16 protein-coding genes are annotated in these 17,116 nt (G+C 52.8%); 14 read left to right on the top strand and 2 right to left on the bottom strand.

The annotated features are described in order from the left end of the window. The first annotated feature begins 60 nt into the window (after window positions 1–60). The 11 genes from metE (at window position 61) to IE090_RS15800 (ending at window position 12,387) form a co-directional block, all read left to right on the top strand. On the top strand, window positions 61–2,370 hold the full coding sequence (gene metE, locus IE090_RS15850; RefSeq protein WP_189389874.1) for a 5-methyltetrahydropteroyltriglutamate--homocysteine S-methyltransferase: 2,310 nt from the start codon (window positions 61–63) through the stop codon (window positions 2,368–2,370). Window positions 2,371–2,459: 89 nt separating this feature from the next. Next, a complete protein-coding gene (locus IE090_RS15845; RefSeq protein WP_229815802.1) occupies window positions 2,460–2,747 on the top strand; it encodes a DUF3817 domain-containing protein in 288 nt (95 codons plus the stop codon). Window positions 2,748–2,769: 22 nt separating this feature from the next. Further along, on the top strand, window positions 2,770–4,053 hold the full coding sequence (locus IE090_RS15840; protein WP_189389870.1) for a lysozyme inhibitor LprI family protein: 1,284 nt from the start codon (window positions 2,770–2,772) through the stop codon (window positions 4,051–4,053). Between the two features lie 113 nt (window positions 4,054–4,166). Beyond that, window positions 4,167–5,288: a sensor histidine kinase gene (locus IE090_RS15835; protein WP_189389868.1), complete on the top strand. Its 1,122-nt coding sequence runs from the start codon at window positions 4,167–4,169 to the stop codon at window positions 5,286–5,288. Beyond that, entirely contained in the window at window positions 5,285–6,004 is a 720-nt protein-coding gene (locus IE090_RS15830; RefSeq protein ID WP_189389866.1) for a LytR/AlgR family response regulator transcription factor, read from the top strand. Before IE090_RS15835 ends, IE090_RS15830 begins: the two co-directional genes overlap by 4 nt. Window positions 6,005–6,139: 135 nt before the next feature. Continuing rightward, window positions 6,140–9,235 (top strand): efflux RND transporter permease subunit, encoded by a 3,096-nt coding sequence (locus tag IE090_RS15825; RefSeq protein WP_189389863.1) that lies wholly within the window; start codon window positions 6,140–6,142, stop codon window positions 9,233–9,235. A 25-nt stretch (window positions 9,236–9,260) separates the two neighbouring features. Continuing rightward, on the top strand, window positions 9,261–10,286 hold the full coding sequence (locus tag IE090_RS15820) for an efflux RND transporter periplasmic adaptor subunit (protein ID WP_189389861.1): 1,026 nt from the start codon (window positions 9,261–9,263) through the stop codon (window positions 10,284–10,286). Window positions 10,287–10,657: 371 nt separating this feature from the next. Then, window positions 10,658–10,795, top strand: coding sequence for a hypothetical protein (locus tag IE090_RS15815; protein ID WP_189389859.1), 138 nt, complete (start codon window positions 10,658–10,660; stop codon window positions 10,793–10,795). Window positions 10,796–10,917: 122 nt separating this feature from the next. Beyond that, window positions 10,918–11,496: a GNAT family N-acetyltransferase gene (locus tag IE090_RS15810; RefSeq protein WP_189389857.1), complete on the top strand. Its 579-nt coding sequence runs from the start codon at window positions 10,918–10,920 to the stop codon at window positions 11,494–11,496. A 196-nt stretch (window positions 11,497–11,692) separates the two neighbouring features. Continuing rightward, window positions 11,693–12,145, top strand: coding sequence for a GNAT family N-acetyltransferase (locus IE090_RS15805; protein WP_229815801.1), 453 nt, complete (start codon window positions 11,693–11,695; stop codon window positions 12,143–12,145). Further along, the gene (locus IE090_RS15800; protein WP_189389855.1) at window positions 12,142–12,387 is read left to right on the top strand and encodes a DUF2164 domain-containing protein; all 246 of its coding nucleotides are present in this window, start codon (window positions 12,142–12,144) and stop codon (window positions 12,385–12,387) included. The genes IE090_RS15805 and IE090_RS15800 overlap by 4 nt, the downstream gene beginning before the upstream one ends. Before the next feature lie 24 nt (window positions 12,388–12,411). On the opposite strand, the gene IE090_RS15795 is transcribed toward IE090_RS15800, so the two are convergent. Next, window positions 12,412–12,969, bottom strand: coding sequence for an HAD family hydrolase (locus IE090_RS15795; RefSeq protein ID WP_189389854.1), 558 nt, complete (start codon window positions 12,967–12,969; stop codon window positions 12,412–12,414). Window positions 12,970–13,296: 327 nt separating this feature from the next. Between IE090_RS15795 and IE090_RS15790 the strand changes: the two genes are divergently transcribed. The 3 genes from IE090_RS15790 to IE090_RS15780 all read left to right on the top strand — a co-directional run bounded on the left by IE090_RS15790 (window position 13,297) and on the right by IE090_RS15780 (window position 16,205). After that, on the top strand, window positions 13,297–15,078 hold the full coding sequence (locus IE090_RS15790; RefSeq protein WP_189389852.1) for an aminopeptidase P family protein: 1,782 nt from the start codon (window positions 13,297–13,299) through the stop codon (window positions 15,076–15,078). A gap of 207 nt (window positions 15,079–15,285) precedes the next feature. Further along, window positions 15,286–15,627, top strand: coding sequence for a GNAT family N-acetyltransferase (locus tag IE090_RS15785; protein WP_189389850.1), 342 nt, complete (start codon window positions 15,286–15,288; stop codon window positions 15,625–15,627). A gap of 281 nt (window positions 15,628–15,908) precedes the next feature. Beyond that, complete coding sequence (locus IE090_RS15780) at window positions 15,909–16,205, top strand: inorganic diphosphatase (RefSeq protein ID WP_189389848.1); 297 nt, start codon at window positions 15,909–15,911, stop codon at window positions 16,203–16,205. Window positions 16,206–16,243: 38 nt separating this feature from the next. On the opposite strand, the gene IE090_RS15775 is transcribed toward IE090_RS15780, so the two are convergent. Then, window positions 16,244–17,014, bottom strand: a complete 771-nt coding sequence (locus IE090_RS15775; RefSeq protein WP_189389847.1) for a DUF2306 domain-containing protein — start codon at window positions 17,012–17,014, stop codon at window positions 16,244–16,246. Between the last annotated feature and the right edge of the window lie 102 nt (window positions 17,015–17,116).

The following is a 17,116-nucleotide window of genomic DNA, read 5'->3' as shown; positions in this document are numbered from 1 at the left end:
AATTTTTTTTGATATAGGGCTGCAGTAACCTGAACTCAATTCATCAAGTTCGAGGTTACTATGACTTACCCTGCAGTTGAGACCCATAATCTGGGCTTTCCCCGCATTGGCGATCAGCGCCAACTCAAATTCGCCCTAGAAGCTTTCTGGCAAGGCCAGCAATCGACAGCGCAGCTTTTGGATACGGCGGCGCAGCTAAGACAACAGCATTGGCAGTGGCAAAGCCAGTTAAACCGAGCGCCGGTTGGCGATTTTTCTCTGTATGACCAAGTGTTGGACATGAGCTTTACGCTGGGCGTGGTGCCAGAGCGCGCTCAGCAAGGTGGCGGCGATGAGCTGGATCGCTACTTTCGCGTCGCTCGTGGTCGCAGCGCCAGTGATGATGCATGCTGCGCCGTACATGCCGGTGAAATGACCAAATGGTTTGATACCAACTATCACTACATCGTGCCGGAGTTCAGTGCTGATACTGAATTCACTCTCAACAGTGAGCGGCTGCTGTCGCAGCTCGCAGAGGCCCAGCAGCAACTGGGTCAAACGGCGGCGAAGCCCGTCATTATCGGCCCCGTGACTTACTTGTGGTTAGGCAAAGCCAAAGACGACAGCAACAAGCTGGCGCTGTTGGAGCGCTTGTTGCCCGTGTATGCCGAGTTGCTCAATCAATTGGCAGCGGCGGGTGTTGATTGGGTGCAAATCGACGAGCCGATTTTGGTTACCGACCTCGACGCCGACTGGCGCTATGCCTTGCAGCAGGCTTACCACCAGTTAAAAGTGTGTCCGGTGAAGCTGTTGCTGACCAGCTACTTTGGCGAGCTGCGCGACAACTTGCAGTTGGCTTGCGAACTCCCCGTCGCTGGTTTGCACATAGATGCCGTGCGTGGCCGTGACGAAGTCACCCAGGTGGCAGATTGGCTGCCCTTGCACAAGGTGCTGTCGCTGGGCGTGGTGGATGGCCGCAATATTTGGAAAACCGATTTAAACGCCACGCTGGAGTGGCTGCAGCCGCTGGCGCAAAAGCGGCCGCAATCACTGTGGCTGGCACCATCTTGCTCTTTATTGCATGTGCCCGTCGATCTCGACAGCGAGCAACAGTTAGACCCAGAAGTGCTGCCTTGGCTGGCATTTGCGCGCCAAAAACTGCAAGAAATTGAACTGTTGGCCACCGCCTTAAACCAAGGGCGCGACGCTGTCGCCGAGGCGTTGGCGCAAAATCAGCAAGCGCAGAACAGCCGCCGCCAATCCCAGCGTGTGCACAACCCCGACGTGGCTGCGGCGCTGGCCAATGTTCAACCCGAGTGGCAACAGCGTCAAAGCCCGTTTGCTCAGCGCAGCGAAGTGCAAAAATCGGCGCTGCAGTTGCCGCTGTATCCGACCACCACCATCGGCTCATTCCCACAAACCCGTGAGATTCGCCAGGCGCGTCTGCAATTTCGCCGCGGTGAACTGAAAGCTGAGCAGTATCAGCAAACCATGCGCGATCACATTGAGCACGATATTCGCCAGCAAGAGCAGTTGGGGCTGGATGTATTGGTGCATGGCGAAGCCGAGCGTAACGATATGGTTGAATATTTTGGCCAGCAGCTAGAAGGCTATGTCTTTAGCCAGTATGGCTGGGTGCAATCTTATGGCTCACGCTGTGTGAAGCCGCCCATTTTATTTGGCGATATTAGCCGCCCCAATGCCATGACGGTGGAGTGGATTGAATACGCCCAATCACTGACGGATAAACCGGTCAAAGGCATGCTCACCGGCCCCGTAACCATTTTGAACTGGTCGTTTGTGCGCGATGACCAGCCACGCAGTGACACCTGCCAGCAACTGGCCTTGGCCATTCGCGAGGAAGTGCTCGATTTGGAAAAGGCCGGCGTCAAAGTAATTCAAATTGATGAAGCGGCTTTGCGCGAGGGCTTGCCGTTGCGTCGCAGCCAATGGCAGCATTACCTTGATTGGGCCGTCTCCAGCTTTCGCCTGTGTGCCAACGGCGTGGCGGACGATGTACAGATCCACACCCATATGTGCTATTCAGAATTTAACGACATTATCGAAGCCATTGCCGCCATGGATGCTGACGTCATCACCATTGAAACCTCACGCTCGGACATGGAATTGCTCGACGCCTTTGATGACTTCCAATACCCCAATGACATTGGCCCGGGCGTTTACGACATTCACTCGCCCAATATTCCCACCCAGGCGCACATAGTGCAGTTAATGGAAAAAGCGGCACAGCGCATTCCGGCTGAGCGCTTGTGGGTGAATCCGGACTGCGGCCTGAAAACCCGCCAGTGGCAAGAGGTCATGCCAGCTCTGGAGTGCATGGTCGCGGCGGCCAAGCAACTGCGGCAGCAGGCACAAACGAGCGCGGCTTAACGACAGCAGAGGCTGACTTTACACAGCAAGACTGCTCGCGGCGACGGCATTCAGGTATGCTGTCGCCGTTTTTGTTTCAGGAGTCGGTTGTGGTTCTATTTCGCCTTGCAAGCCTGCTAGAAGGGCTGTCTTACCTTGTTATTCTGTGCGTCACCCTAGGGCTGATCAGCCGTGATTTTGTCTATGTCTTGGGCATGGGGCACGGCGTTTTGTTTATGGTGTACGTGGCGCTGTCGTTTTACGCGGCCCATAAAATGCGCTGGTCATTGATAACCTGGTTGTTAATATTTTTGGCGGCTTTGGTGCCATTTGCGTTTATTGGCGTTGAGCTGTTTTTGCGCCGTCAGGTGCAAGGTCAGCAGCGACAAGTACAGTAATATTCACATAGGAATAGCCAACATGGATGTTAGATCTGTTTTATTTTTGTCACTTATTATTTTTTGTGATGCATTATATGCCGCCAGTTTCGATTGCGACAAAGCCACCACAGCGATAGAGCATGCTATCTGTGACAGCGAGCCACTCGGTGAGCTAGATAAACGTCTTTCTCAGGTCTTCTTTGCCATTAAGTCGGGTGCCAACAGCGATGCGTTCTCGTCACTGCTAAATAGCCAGCGCTCATGGCTGAAGCAGAGAAATAAAACCTGCGGCAACTACAAAGGTGAAGCACTGTCGAGCTGCTTGATTGCAGAGTACCAGGATCGAATCAAGCGTTTAGATAAATTACTTAATCCGAAATACCCATCACTTAATGAGGTATATGACGTTTGTCATAGTGTTAGCGACAGGCAAAGAATAGTCAGTGACAATGGCTTCTCTTCTTCGCAAGAAAACGTTTCCTTTGATATCAACAATGACGGTCAAGAAGAGAAATCCACGGCCTGTTCCCTGGGTACTATGGAGGTAGCATGTCGCAAATTTTTTGATGGCAATGGAGAGTGGCTGCGCCTTACAGCATCAGACCCTCGGTTAATTCGTGATCCTTACAATATGATGTCTGATATTGATTACTTTCGTGTAAATGGAAAGGTCTACAGCCAGCATTATGATGATCAAATCGGGGGATTTATTCGCTACGTCTCTGCAGATAATACTGGGCATTTATTGTGTGCGTGGGAGTATCAGCACCGGCATATAATTATTCCTGCAGCCATCAATGAGGCCACCCGCAAAATTTGTGAGGCGGTTGATCAAGGCAAGGTTAGCTACGTGCACTTGTCTGATCCGGCGGTCATGCCTCGCTCAGAAACGTTTCGTGTTCGCGGGAGCCCTTCACGCATTACTGGTCAAGGGTATCTTGATATTAACAATGACGGCAAAGATGAGCTGGTAGCAGCCATTGAGTATCATAGTGGCGCTGGCCGCGGCTGTAGCTATCGCTACTACGATGAACTCAGTCAGGATGGCAAAACGTTTAAACATGGGCGCGCAGCAACGCCTTTGCTGCAAATGCAAAATGTTCGTTTCACCAACCAAACGCTGGGCCAGCACCCAGGTCATCCTAGTTGTGGCGGTAGCAATAATCGAATATTTCGCTATCAGGGCAAACTCTACGTCCACATGGAAACGGACCCTGTTGGGGAAGTCGCTATTTTAAAGGGTGACAGATTCTCCACGGTGTGCAAGGCGCCCAAAACGACGTCATCTAGGTTCATTTACATGTGGCCAGATAGTGTTGAATGATGCCGCGGGTGACTGGGTTGGTAGCGCTTTATATTGCCCTCAAGATTTGCCGGACTTTGCTTAGGCTGTTTATGCTGTCACCTCTGCGATAAAGCATTGCTCAGGATTTATCCATGACTCTTAGTCATCGTTTGTTGCCAACCAGCTGGTCGACTTGCCTTGCTTCTCGCCGCACACAGTTCTGGTGCTGCCAGTCAATCGGCTGGCTGGGCTATGGCTTTTTTGTGTCGCTGGGGGAGTTTCTATGGGACAAGGGCGATGGCAGCATTGCTTGGCAGTATCCACTGTTTTCTCTGACTACCGGCTTGCTGCTGAGCTGGGCCATGCACCCAGCTTTAAAGCGCTCTTTGAGTTGGCAGGGCTGGTGGCGTTGGCCGTTTAGCATTGTCTGTGTGGCGTTGGCATCGGCGCTGTGGTCGCTGGCAAAAATGCTGGTCTACAAAGCCCGTGACGGCAAGCTCGATGACCTGAGCTGGATCGGCTATTTCAGTTGGTTTACTTATTCTTTCTTTATTTTTCTGAGTTGGGCGGGGCTGTATTTTGGTATCAGCTTTTACCGCTTATGGCAGCAAGAGCAGCGTCGGTCACTGCAAGCGCAAGCGCAGGCGCATTTGGCGCAATTGCGCATGTTGCAATACCAGCTTAACCCGCATTTTTTATTTAATACCCTGAATGCCATTACCACCCTAGTGTTGGAGCAGCAAACCCAACAGGCAGACCGCATGTTGTCTGGCCTGTCGCGCCTGCTGCGCTACGCGCTGGAGCAAAATGCTCAGCAGCCGGTATCGCTGGCGACGGAGCTGGAAGCCTTGCAGTGGTATTTGGATATCGAGCAGCAGCGCTTTGCTGACGATTTAACCCTGCACTGGCAGATCGACGATGCCGCTTTGGCTCAGCAAATCCCCAGTTTATTGCTGCAGCCTTTGGTCGAAAATGCGGTCATTCATGGCATGGATGAGCAGGGCAAGCGCGATATCAGCATCAGCGCCAGCGTCTTAGCCGATCAACTAGAGCTGGTGATCAGTGACCGTGGCCAAGGCATGCAGGGGGTTGATTCGCTGCCGTTGCCGCTGGAGTCGTTCCGGGAACAGTTGGGGGTGGGGCTCAGCAATGTTTGGGAGCGTTTAGATGTCACCTATCGCGGCCAAGCACAAATTTGGCTACAGAGCCATGAGCCCGGTTTGAGCATTGGTTTATCTCTGCCACTGACCGTGCCGGGAGCACTTCACGGATGACCTTGCGCTGTGTGATTGTCGATGACGAACCCTTGGCGCGTCGCGGTCTGGCGCTACGCTTGCAAGCACTGGGAGATATTCAACTGGTGGCCAGTTGTGGCCATGCTGAGGAGGTCTTGCAGCGCTACGCTGATTGGCAGCCCGATTGCCTGCTGCTGGATATCGATATGCCCCGCCTAAATGGTTTGCAGCTGATGCAAAAACTGCCCGCTGACCTAGACATTGTGCTGGTCACTGCGCATCGCCAACACGCATTGGAGGCGTTTGACCTAGGAGCCACAGATTATCTGCTTAAACCGGTTGAGCCAGAGCGGTTGCAACAGGCGTTAGATCGCATTCGACAAAAGCGTCAGTGGCGGCGCTTGGAGCGGCAGCACAGCCACACGGAGTTGTTGCATTGCCACACCGATCAGGGCCATTGGCAGTTGCCCATGCAGGACATCGACTGGATCGAAGCGGCCGGTGATTATATGTGCTTGCACTGTGGTGCCAGCCAACACATTGTGCGCTCAACGTTAAAAGAGTTGGAGCAACAACTCAGCGCCGACTTTGTTCGCATACATCGCTCGCGTTTGGTTAATGTTCGCCGCTTGCGGCGCTTGCAAAAAATCCCCGGCGGCGATGCTTTGGTCGAGCTGGCGGATGGCACCGAGCTGCGTGTCAGTCGCCGCTATCGTCAGTGGCTGACGCAAATCTGGCAGGCCCCTTCTGGCTGAACCGCTAAACGCAACCTCAGCACCGCTTACCGAAGCTGACTTTAGCGGCTTTGGCACCATGATATAGTCGCCGCCCTGTGTTGGTCTGGTCGCTTCCGGGCCTCGCTTTTCTCTTTTTGCAGACAAGGAATGCCCATGAACCTGACAGCGTCGGCGTTACGCAACCCGGCCGCGGCAGCCGTCGCAGTGGCGGTGGTGCTGCTGTTTGGCCTGTTCAGTCTGACCAAGCTGCCGGTGCAGCTGTTTCCCGATATTGACCGCCCGCGTATTTCCATCAATGCCAGCTGGCGCGGTGCCTCGCCAGCGGAAATGGAAGCCGAAATCGTCAAACCAATCGAAGAGGTACTGCAAGGGCTGCCCGGTGTTAAAGAAATGAGTGCCGATGCCAATATGGCTTGGGCCGACATCGATTTAACCTTCGGCATCGAAACCGATATGCAAAAAGCGCTGTTGGAAGTCATCAGCCGCATGAACCGCTTGCCAGCCTTGCCGCGCGATGCCAGCCCGCCGACGGTATCCATGGCGGGCGGCAGTAATACGCCAGCGCTAACGTATTTTTTCTTACAGTTATTACCTGGCAACGACACCCCGCTAGATGACTTTGTGCCCTTTGCCGAAGACGTGATCAAACCGCGGCTGGAATCTGTGCCCGGCGTGGCTCGGGTAGCAATCGGGGGGTGGAGTAACGTCGGCACCCGCGAGTTGGCGATTGAATTTGACCCACTAAAAGCGGCGCAGTTAGGCATCGAAATTCCACAGCTGGCGGCACAGGTTAGCCAGTCACAAGATGTCTCGGCCGGTCGTTTGGATGTAGAGCGACGGCGCTATAACTTGCGTTTTTCTGGCCGCTATCACCCGGATGATCTTAGCGACATGATCTTAGAGTGGCGCGCTGGCCAGCCCGTGCGCCTAGGTGATGTGGCCACGGTAAAAGTGATGCCGCGCGAGCGCAATGATTTATCCCACCAGAATGGCAACGCCGCCATTGGCATTCGCATCGACCGTGAAAGTGGCGCCAACGTGCTGGCCACGCTGGAGCGGGTGAAAGCCGTGGTGGCCGATTTACGTGCCGGGCCGCTGCCAGAGCGTGGACTGGAAATGCAGCAGTCTTACGATGCCTCGGTCTTTATTTATCGCGCCATCAGCTTGGTGAGCAGCAACCTCATCATGGGGGTGTTGTTGGCGGTAGGGATTTTATGGTGGTTTTTGCGCCGTATGCGCGCCACCTTGGTGGTCGCCATGGCGATCCCTATTTCACTGTTAGGCACCTTTATTGTGCTGCATTTTGCTGGCCGCACCCTGAACGTGATTTCTCTGGCGGGCCTGGCGTTTGCCGTCGGCATGGTGCTGGACGCCGCCATCGTGGTGCTAGAAAACATCGTGCGCTTGCGTGAACGTGGGCTGCCAGCACGGGATGCGGCATTGCAAGGCAGCCAACAAGTGTGGGGTGCGTTGCTGGCCTCCACCGCCACCACGGTAGCGATTTTTGTGCCCGTGGTGTTTTTAAAAGATGTCGAAGGTCAGCTATTTAGCGACCTAGCGCTGACCATTGCCATAGCCGTGGTGCTATCGCTGGTGGTGGCCGTGGCGGTGGTGCCGTTAATGGCCAAGCGCTGGCTGAATCGCACTCAACTGCAAGATCACCACGACCAAACTTGGCAACGCATTACCGGCGCCATCATGCGCTTAACGGCAACACGCAAACGCCGCTGGCTGGTCTTGGTGGCCTTGATTAGCGCCCCAGTGGGGCTGACATTGAGCTTGATTCCGGAGCTGGATTATTTACCGCCAGTGAAGCGCGATGCCGTTGACACTTGGTTTCGCTTTCCACCGGCCACCAACCTCGACACCATTGAACGCGAGCTGATCACCACCATTGAAGCGCGCTTGAAACCTTATATGGACGGTGACAAGCAGCCGGCGCTGAAAAACTACTACATCCTAGTGTGGGGCAGTGGTGGCGGCACCATGGGGGTAAGGGTGAAAGACCAAAGCCAGGTCAAAGAAATGGAGCGCATCATTCGCGAGGAAATTACCCGCGACCTGCCCGATACCATGGCCTTTAGCTCCCAAGGCAACTTATTTGGCCGCTTTGGTGGCGACCGCTCGATTCCGATTCACCTGCAAAGTCGTGACACCGAAGCCCTGCGCGAGATCGCGCGGCAGGCCATGGGTTGGATAAACGCAGCCTTACCAGAAGCACAGACACGGCCAGAGCCGAGCTTGGAGCAAGCTGAGCCAGAGCTGCGCTTATATCCGGATGATCGCCGCTTGCATGAAAACGGCTGGACACGCCAACAGCTGGCCAGCGTCACTCGTACCTTGGGTCAGGGCATGTTTGTGGGCGAATACTTCGACGGCAATGAGCGCATGGATATGATTGTGCGTGTGGCCGACGACCAACGTCCGGAAACACTGGAAGATTTGCCATTGGCCGTGGGCGATGACCGCATTGTGCCGCTGAGTGAACTAGCGCGCCTAGAGCGCACCGTGGGGCCGGATCGCATTCGCCGCATTGATGGCCGCCGCACCATTACCTTGGAAGTATCCCCGCCAGAACATATGTCACTGGAGCGGGCGATGCAGCAGTTGCAAACCCAGGTTGAGCCACAGTTGCAAGCGGCCATGCCCGCCGATGGCCGCATTATTTACGGCGGTAGTGCCGATAGCCTGAAGCAGGCGCTGGCGACGTTATCGGAGAATTTTTTAATCGCACTGGGCATTTTATTTTTGTTGATGAGCGCCTTATTCCGCTCACCCAAAGACAGTGCCTTGGTGGTATTGGCCATTCCGTTAGCCACCGTGGGTGGTGTGATCGCGCTGCAATTATTGAACTTAGTAAGTTTTCAGCCACTGGACTTGCTGACCATGATTGGCTTTGTGATTTTGCTGGGGTTGGTGGTGAACAATGCCATTTTGCTGGTGCATCAGGCTCGTATTGGTGAGCGCGAAGGCTTGGATCGCCATCAGGCGGTGGAGCAGTCTTTACGGCTGCGCCTGCGGCCTATTTTTATGAGCACGTTAACCAGTATTTTCGGCATGTTGCCGCTGCTGCTAATGCCAGGCGAAGGTAGCGTGATTTACCGGGGTCTGGCCGCGGTCATTGTTGGCGGCATGGTCGTGAGCACCTTGTTTACCCTAATTTTGCTGCCATGCTTGCTGCGCATGGGCAAAAGCAGCAGCCCAGCAGCGCCGCAGCAAGATGATCAGCAGTGGCCGAAAGCGGCCTGAACTCAACACAAAAGGATTGACTGACATGCGTTTTCGTCTTCGATTTTTGACCGCATTGCTGCTGTGGTGCAGCCTCACCGCTGTGGCAGATGAGGCGACGCTGGTGTCTGTAGCGACGGTCACCGAAAGCCGCCAAGCGCCGCAAATCTGGGCTCCTGGCAATGTTATTAGCCGTGCTGATTCCAGCATTGCGGCAGAAAACAGCGGTGTGCTGCTACAGGTGTTAGAAGTCGGCACCCGAGTCGAGCAAGGCCAAGAGCTGGCACGTTTAAAACAGCGCGAATGGCAACTGCAGCGCCAGCGCGACGAAGCGGAAGTTAAGCGCTTACAGGCGCGTTTGGCCTTTAGCCAACGCCAGCTAGAGCGCACCCAGCGCTTATCCGCCAGCCAAAGCGAAGCACGCTTTCGGCTGGATGAACTGCAAATGGAGTACGACGTACTGGAGCAAGAAATTGCCTTGGCCCAAGCGGCACTGGCGAGTACCGAATATCGCTTGCAACGCTCGGTTATTCGCGCGCCGTTCGCCGGTATTGTGGCTGCCCGCCAGCGCCAGCCGGGCGAATACGTCAATGCCGGTGATAGCGTGGTGCGTTTGGTCAGTGTGCAGCAGCTGGAGCTGAGTGTACGCGCGCCGGTCGATGTGCAGGCGTATGTGCAGGCTGGCGATGCCGTGCAGGTGCGTCGAGCGAACGGTGAGCTGCTCGACAGCCAAGTGCGGGCCGTGATTCCAGTAGGCGATGAGCGCTCGCGCATGCTAGAAGTGCGGGTCGCATTGCCGCAAGGGTTTGTCGTCGGCCAAGGGCTGAGCGTGGCCTTGCCGCAGGGGCCGGCGCAAATGGTGAAAACCATCCCGCGTGATGCCCTGGTGCTGCGCCAAGATGCGGTGTATGTCTACCGCTTAACAGACGGCAAGGCCGAGCGCTTGGTGGTACAACCGGGTGAGGGTGAGGCTGAGCGCATCGCCATTACCGGCCCGTTACAAGTGGGTGATCAGGTTATTATTCGCGGTGCCGAGCGCCTACGCCCCGGCCAAGCGGTGCGTACTAGTTGATGGTGATGCCGGTCAGACTCAGTCGCTGCGTAGAATGGCTGTTCAGTTTAATTGTTGTAAATGTCAACGATGAGCAAGTCTTGCCCTATGCCGAGTAAAACCACGCAAAAATTTGGCTACCAGCTCGGTAAAGATTATGTTCATCGAAGCGCTGTTTACGGCGTCTTGGTTGAGCGAGGGAAGCTGGTGTGTGTTCGACCGCAGCATGGTTTTTTACTGCTGCCCGGCGGTGGCGTCAAAGCAGGAGAGGCCAAGCTTTGATCTGAGAGTTTATAGAAGAATGTGGCTATCACTTCCAACCACGTCGTGCACTGGGGCAGTGTATGCAGTATTTTGACTCCACTTGAACAGGCCTTAGCCATGCCTGCTTTATGCATTTTTATGAATGTGAATTAATTCAGCTAGATAACTATGGCGAGCATGAGGTGATCAAAATAGATTTGGCTGATGGCAAAACCTTGCTGCATCAAGGCATCAATGGGCCGTTCAAAACTATTTATTGCAATTGAACAACCACAGTTAGTCGATATTTTAGCTGTGGTATCATGCTCACAATAAACTCAGTTATTGCTCTGTCGTTATCTTTTATGAGCAGTGGCAGCTGAACCGCACATAATCCAAGGAAGAAACTATGACAATAACACCTGAAGTTATTGATGCCTGCTGGCGTCAGCGCATGGGCATTGAGCAAAAGAGCGGTGGCTATCTGTTGGCAGATAATTTGTTCTGCTGTGACGACGAGCATGATTTGGCGTTTATCTATCACTCCCCGCAGCAGACCTTAGTAAGTTGTCGCGACAGTGTCCGTGCAACCATCCTGGAGCAGAAGCTAACATCACTGCAGGGCTTGCTTGATCAGGCACCTAAAGACAAATACGAAATCTATATTGATGATGTTGATTATTATTTGTTTAACGACAGGGCCTCTGTGGATCATTCGTTAGTGATTCGTGAACTGAACTTGGCTGAAAATACCGCGGAGATACAAGCCTTTATCGATAGCTGCGAGCATAAAGACATTGTCAAAGCCGATTTTGATATCGACTCTGACTGCTTTTATGCCGTTATGATGGATGAGCAGATCGCTGGCATGTTGGCGTCCTATTGTGGTCAGGAACCCTTTGAATCCTTATCGATTGTGGTCAAACCTGAGTATCGACAACTGCGCATTGGCCAAGCATTGCTAGCTCATTTGGTTGATGAAGGCTAAAGCCCGAAAGAGAGTGGTGCGCTATCGCACCAATCGCGACAATGGCGCTTCTATTCGTTTATGTGAATCGTTGGGCTTTCAGCCTTATAGTTATATTCAAAAACTGGCTGCGCTGCCAAAGTAATTCTGTTTGCCCAACTATCCAGTGTTGGCAATATCGAGGTATGCTGGTGGCATCTAGAATGAGCTGGAGTGCATGATGGTCGACGTTGAGTTTAGCGATGATCAAGCGCGTTTAAATGTAGATAAAATTCATCTCTTTTTAACGCACCATAGCAGCTGGGCACAGGGTATATCGAAAGCGACAGTGGCCAAAAGCATCGCCCATTCTGTGTGCATCGGTGGCTATGTTGAGGGCGAGCAAGTGGCTTTTTGTCGCCTCATTACTGATCATGCTACTTTTGCCAACCTAGTTGATGTTGTGGTATGGCCAGACTATCGCGGACTGGGTATTTCAAAGCTGTTGATGCAGCAAGTCATGGCCCACCCGAGCGTCGCTGATGTGCGTCGTTTTACCTTAGCCACCTCAGACGCCCATGGTTTATATCAACAGTTTGGCTTTGGCTTTGTGGATAAGCCTGAAACCCTGATGCAGATATATAAACCAGATATCTATCAGAATAAACCGCAAACTGAGGTGTTGTCGTGAAAGAGCTACAGCTATCGGCACAACAAAAGCAAGACATGGTAGCCCGTGTTAAAAGCTATTTTGAGCGTGAAATGCAAAGTGATATTGGTGGTTTTGAGGCCGAGTTCTTAATTGATTTTTTTGTCAATGAGCTCGGCGGCCACTTTTACAACCAAGGTTTGTTTGACGCCCAGCAACTGCTAAACGAGAAGCTGGATGAAATGAACTACAGCCTGCAAGAGCTGGAAAAGCCCTTAAGTTAAACTCATAGGCTTTTTGCGTGGTATTCACAGGCGTTGGTCAGTAATAGCTAACACATCGTTATATCGCTGCTGTGGTGACTCTTGGTACTCTGCCTCACTGTTCGAGTGGAAGGCGTTGCAAACTAAGGCGGTATCCATGCCCAATTGACGCGCGCCTTGAATATCGGCAATTTCGGAATCTCCGACCATTAGGGTCGTGGCGGCATTAGCCTGTAGTTTTTGCAGTGCGATGTTGAAGGCTGCATGGTAGGGTTTGCGATAACCGATATCACAGGACCACACCACAGCATCATAATACTGGGCAAGACCTCGACTCTCTAAATCTTGCTGAAAAATATCACCAGGCCCAGTCGCGTTTGATAACAACCCTAAACGAAAACTGCGCTCTTTTAATTGTTGTAGCAAGTGCTCAACATCAACGAAGGTCTCGTTAGCACGACAACACTCGCTGAGGTGCTCGCGGCCTAAGCGTTCGCTCAAGTCTACGCCAGCATCCGCAAAGCAATCTTTCCAGGTATCGACCCAATTGGGTTGTTGCTGCTGTTCTGGCCGATAGAGTTCAAGAATTTTTTTCAATGGCATGACCAATATTTATTGCCTGCTCATGTGCCAGTACCCGAGCCAGGGCAGAGGCTAGGGAGGAAGATTGGGCGAGGGTGTTGCCAAAGTCGAAGATAATGCTGGTGTATTTCACAAAAGTCCTTAGTTTTCTATTGGCGCTATAAAGCCACAAGCATAGCGATGCTATGAACTGTGCATCACAACCTGCTGCGTTTCTGACACGAGTTTAAGCGCAAAATGAGAGTGTATTCCTTGCTGCCACCGTGGCCAATACACACTGTTTCCTGGCTACCTTTTGGCCGCAGTCTCTGTAGAATGGATGAGGTATCGATTAACAGGACTATAACCATGTCTCAGACCCTCGAACGCTTGGGCCAGATCCGCGAGATCATGGCTGAGCAAGGCCTCGATGCCTACGTTGTGGCCACCTTTGATGAGTACCTGAGTGAGTACGTGCCCGCGCGCAACCAGCGCTTGCACTGGCTAACGGGCTTTACCGGCTCTGCCGGTGCTGCGGTGGTCTTGGCGGATAAGGCTTCTATGTTTGTGGATGGCCGCTACACAGTACAGGTGCGCCAACAGGTAGACGCCGACGCCTTTGAATACCGCCACCTGATTGAAGAGCCTCACGGCGAATGGTTAACTCAGCAGTTGGCGGCGGGTGCCAAGGTGGGCATTGATAGCCGTATGTTTAGCCTGAATAGTTTTAATCGTTTGCGCGATACGCTGGACAAAGCAGGCATTGAGCTGGTGGCACAAGATCAGCATCCAGTTGATCAATTATGGCAAGATCGCCCAGCCGAAGAGGTTCACAAAGGCATATTAATGCCGCTGGAATACACTGGCATTAGCAGCGCAGAAAAGCGCCAGCAAATTGCTGAGCAACTGCAACAAGACAAGCTCGATGCTGCCTTGTTGTTTGCTGCTGATTCTGTCGCTTGGCTGCTCAACGTGCGTGGCCGCGATATTCCCTGCATGCCGGTCATTTTAGGCTACGCCTTGATCGACGCCAATGCACAGGTAACTTGGTTTACCAACGCTGAAAAGCTGCCCGATGGTTTTTATGAGCACGTCGGTGACGGCGTTACCGTGCTGAGTGAAGCGGAAGCACCAGCCATGTTTGCGCAATTAAAAGGCAAGCGTGTTTTGGCAGACCCTGCCACCGCCAATGCCTGGACTCAACTCACATTGCAACAAGCGGGCGCGGAGCTGGTTGCTGGACGAGATCCAGTATTGCTGCCGAAAGCGTGCAAAAACCCAACGGAACAAAATGGCATGCGCCAAGCGCATATTCGCGACGGCGTTGCTGAAGTCAAGTTTTTGCATTGGCTAGACAATGCCTTGCATGCCGGTGAATCTCTGAACGAAGCCGATGTGGCCGATAAATTGTTTAGCTTTCGCGCGCAGCAGGATAAATTCAAGGAAGTATCCTTCGATACCATTTCTGCCGCCGGCAGTAACGCCGCCATGTGCCATTACAACCACAATAATGGCACGCCAGCAGAACTACCAAAGCAGGGCGTTTATTTGGTCGATAGTGGCGGCCAATACTTGGACGGCACCACCGACATTACCCGCACCATTGCCATTGGTGAGCCGGACGGTGAGGTTAAACAGCAGTTTACGCGTGTTTTAAAAGGCCATATTGCCTTGCAAAATGCGCGCTTCCCTCGCGGCACCACAGGTGCACAGCTGGATGTATTAGCCCGTCAATTCTTATGGCAACACGGCTTTGATTTTGATCATGGCACGGGCCATGGTGTGGGTGCTTATTTAAGCGTGCACGAAGGCCCGCAAGGCATATCTAAAGCAGCTAACTCAGTCGATTTGCGACCTGGCATGGTGCTAAGCAACGAGCCTGGTTACTACAAAGCCGGGGCTTATGGTATTCGCTGTGAAAACTTGATTATGGTGCGTGAAGCCGAAGGCTTGGGCGGTGAAAAGCCGATGCTGGAGTTTGAAGTTCTGACCATGGCACCGTTTGATTTACGCCTGGTTGATAAAGAGCTAATGACAGCGGATGAAATTCGTTGGCTCAATGGCTATCACCAACAGGTGTACGACACGCTGGCAGAGTTTTTAGATGAGCCAGAGCGTCACTGGTTGGCACAGGCAACACAGGCGATTTAATCGCAACCTAATAAAAAGCCCGCATTTGCGGGCTTTTTTAATACATTTGCTAGCACCCTCTGGATCTCCAAAGCGGGCACCGAATTATTTAGAGATGCCCTGGGCGCTTCAAACAAGCGGTAGCACCTTAATCCAAAATACGAATAACAATGATATGAAAAGTCACCAAGGAGCCATTAAGCTTTACGCAGGGGATATGGATCGAGTATGTATACGTGCAAGGCAATGATGTGTGAAGCTGAGCCTGCTAACGCAAGGGCTATTGCCAAGGTGGTGGCAGCAGCCTGGCAAAATGACTTTGTCGATTTAATGACGACCGAGCACATGGCTTTGTTTAGTCGTGATTGGTTTGAAAAGCGCACGCTTGCAGATATAGAGCATATCGATGCAGCTGCGTGGGTGATGACGTTGAATGATCGCATCGTGGCCTATGTGTGCACTCGTCAACACGGCAGTTCCGACACAGGTGAGCTATTTGGCTTATACGTTCATCCACAGTATCAAGGCCAAGGAATAGGGAGACAGTTATTTTGCCAAGCGACTCAATGACTGGGTAGCCAAGGAAAATCCGAAATGGTTGTGTGGACTTTTAAAGGTGCGAAAAACAATGATTTTTACCAGCGTATAGCTCCACGAGAAGTTCGCCATCATCCCCTTAAGATTCAAGCTGGCCATTATGAAGGCATTGGCTTTGTGTACCTGCTGAGCTGATACTGAAACCATTCAGTACGCAAAGGTGTTGAAAAATAACCCTGCTTTATTGCGAGTGTTAAACAGCAAAGCTTGTCTGGCAAAAAACGCTGGCAGAGCCAGCATCCAAGGCGAATTTTTTGTGGGCAGCAATACAGGATGCCATAAACTACGATTATGTGCCTGACACAAAGGCAGAAGACGGCAGTGGAATTGATGTTTATCTTCTAGGTTGTCAACAACCTTTAACCACAGCCAGCGTCGTGATTATTGGCGTCGCGATACGTCATAACGACGATGAAAATAAGCTCATAGCAAGCCTAGATGGCTCCTGTCCGGCACTGGCCGAGGTCAAGCGGCAGTTATGGTTTCAGGAGCAGTATTTCCATACGGACTATGTACTGGTTACTAAGAAATTTCGAAATAATTATCCTTAAAGAGTTGGTAGATATATCAGCTTTTAAGGAAGCAAAGCCTATTGCGCTCCACGCGCCTTCGGCAGCTGTCGAAAGCGCCGTGACGCCCAGCTAATGCCGATGGTGCCTATCACGCTGGGCAGCAACCAGCCCATCCAGATGGCGCTGTCTCCGACCCAGGCTTGCAACAGGGTGCGGCCTCCAAAGGCACCAAAGGCGGTGTAAAGGCCAATACCTGAACCGATCATGGCGCCTAGGTGTGCTTGCCACCAAGCCGGTGGTTGAGCGCGCCACCAGTAGCCAATCATATCGGTCATTAACCATAAGGTGAGCAGACTAAATAGGCCCAGCAATATTGCATTGCTGGCGACACCCAGCAGCAGTACCAGCATGGCGACCACCGCCGTGATGGCCATGCTGGTTTGCAATAGCCATTCTTTGCTGGGGGCAGGACGTTTAACTTTCCAATAAGCGGTGCGCAGGCCTTGCCATAAACTGCAGCCCACCAGCAGGCACAGCATTAATAAAAACAAGCCAGTGCGGCGAATAGCAATAATGTGCTCGCTGGCGACGTCGCTGGCCATAGCATTAACCGACCAAGGGTCGAGCAAGGTCAGGGTTTGACTGGTCACAGCGCTCACCACCGTTGTCGCCATCAGGCTGCTATAGAGCCAGCCGCTGTAAATGTGCCAACGACTGCGTTTGTGTACCGCCAGCGGCAGCCAGAATGCCAACAACGCTAGGCTGGCGGTAGCAATATGTAGCCACAGAGCGGCGTTTTGCAAAGTCAGCGCCCACTCGGGCAAAGTGAAAAAATAGTGCTGCAACATGGTGTCGCCTCCAGCTCGAATCAAGGTAAGACCAGTGTGCCCAACCCCAGCGCGCCGCCACAGTGTGAGGTGTCATGATGTGGCCGTGACATTTGTCACGAT

This window comes from Bacterioplanes sanyensis (assembly GCF_014652515.1).
Lineage (GTDB): Bacteria > Pseudomonadota > Gammaproteobacteria > Pseudomonadales > Oceanobacteraceae > Bacterioplanes > Bacterioplanes sanyensis.
Note: the sequence above shows the minus strand (reverse complement) of the source record. Positions and strands in the feature narration are given on the sequence as shown.

Excerpts from the sequence above, each read along its gene's own strand:
- metE (WP_189389874.1), top strand. The coding sequence starts at position 61 with ATGACTTACCCTGCAGTTGAGACCCATAATCTGGGCTTTCCCCGCATT.
- IE090_RS15840 (WP_189389870.1), top strand. The coding sequence starts at position 2,770 with ATGGATGTTAGATCTGTTTTATTTTTGTCACTTATTATTTTTTGTGAT.
- IE090_RS15835 (WP_189389868.1), top strand. The coding sequence starts at position 4,167 with ATGACTCTTAGTCATCGTTTGTTGCCAACCAGCTGGTCGACTTGCCTT.
- IE090_RS15830 (WP_189389866.1), top strand. The coding sequence starts at position 5,285 with ATGACCTTGCGCTGTGTGATTGTCGATGACGAACCCTTGGCGCGTCGC.
- IE090_RS15825 (WP_189389863.1), top strand. The coding sequence starts at position 6,140 with ATGAACCTGACAGCGTCGGCGTTACGCAACCCGGCCGCGGCAGCCGTC.
- IE090_RS15820 (WP_189389861.1), top strand. The coding sequence starts at position 9,261 with ATGCGTTTTCGTCTTCGATTTTTGACCGCATTGCTGCTGTGGTGCAGC.
- IE090_RS15815 (WP_189389859.1), top strand. The coding sequence starts at position 10,658 with ATGCATTTTTATGAATGTGAATTAATTCAGCTAGATAACTATGGCGAG.
- IE090_RS15810 (WP_189389857.1), top strand. The coding sequence starts at position 10,918 with ATGACAATAACACCTGAAGTTATTGATGCCTGCTGGCGTCAGCGCATG.
- IE090_RS15805 (WP_229815801.1), top strand. The coding sequence starts at position 11,693 with ATGATGGTCGACGTTGAGTTTAGCGATGATCAAGCGCGTTTAAATGTA.
- IE090_RS15795 (WP_189389854.1), bottom strand. The coding sequence starts at position 12,969 with ATGCCATTGAAAAAAATTCTTGAACTCTATCGGCCAGAACAGCAGCAA.
- IE090_RS15790 (WP_189389852.1), top strand. The coding sequence starts at position 13,297 with ATGTCTCAGACCCTCGAACGCTTGGGCCAGATCCGCGAGATCATGGCT.
- IE090_RS15785 (WP_189389850.1), top strand. The coding sequence starts at position 15,286 with ATGTATACGTGCAAGGCAATGATGTGTGAAGCTGAGCCTGCTAACGCA.
- IE090_RS15775 (WP_189389847.1), bottom strand. The coding sequence starts at position 17,014 with ATGTTGCAGCACTATTTTTTCACTTTGCCCGAGTGGGCGCTGACTTTG.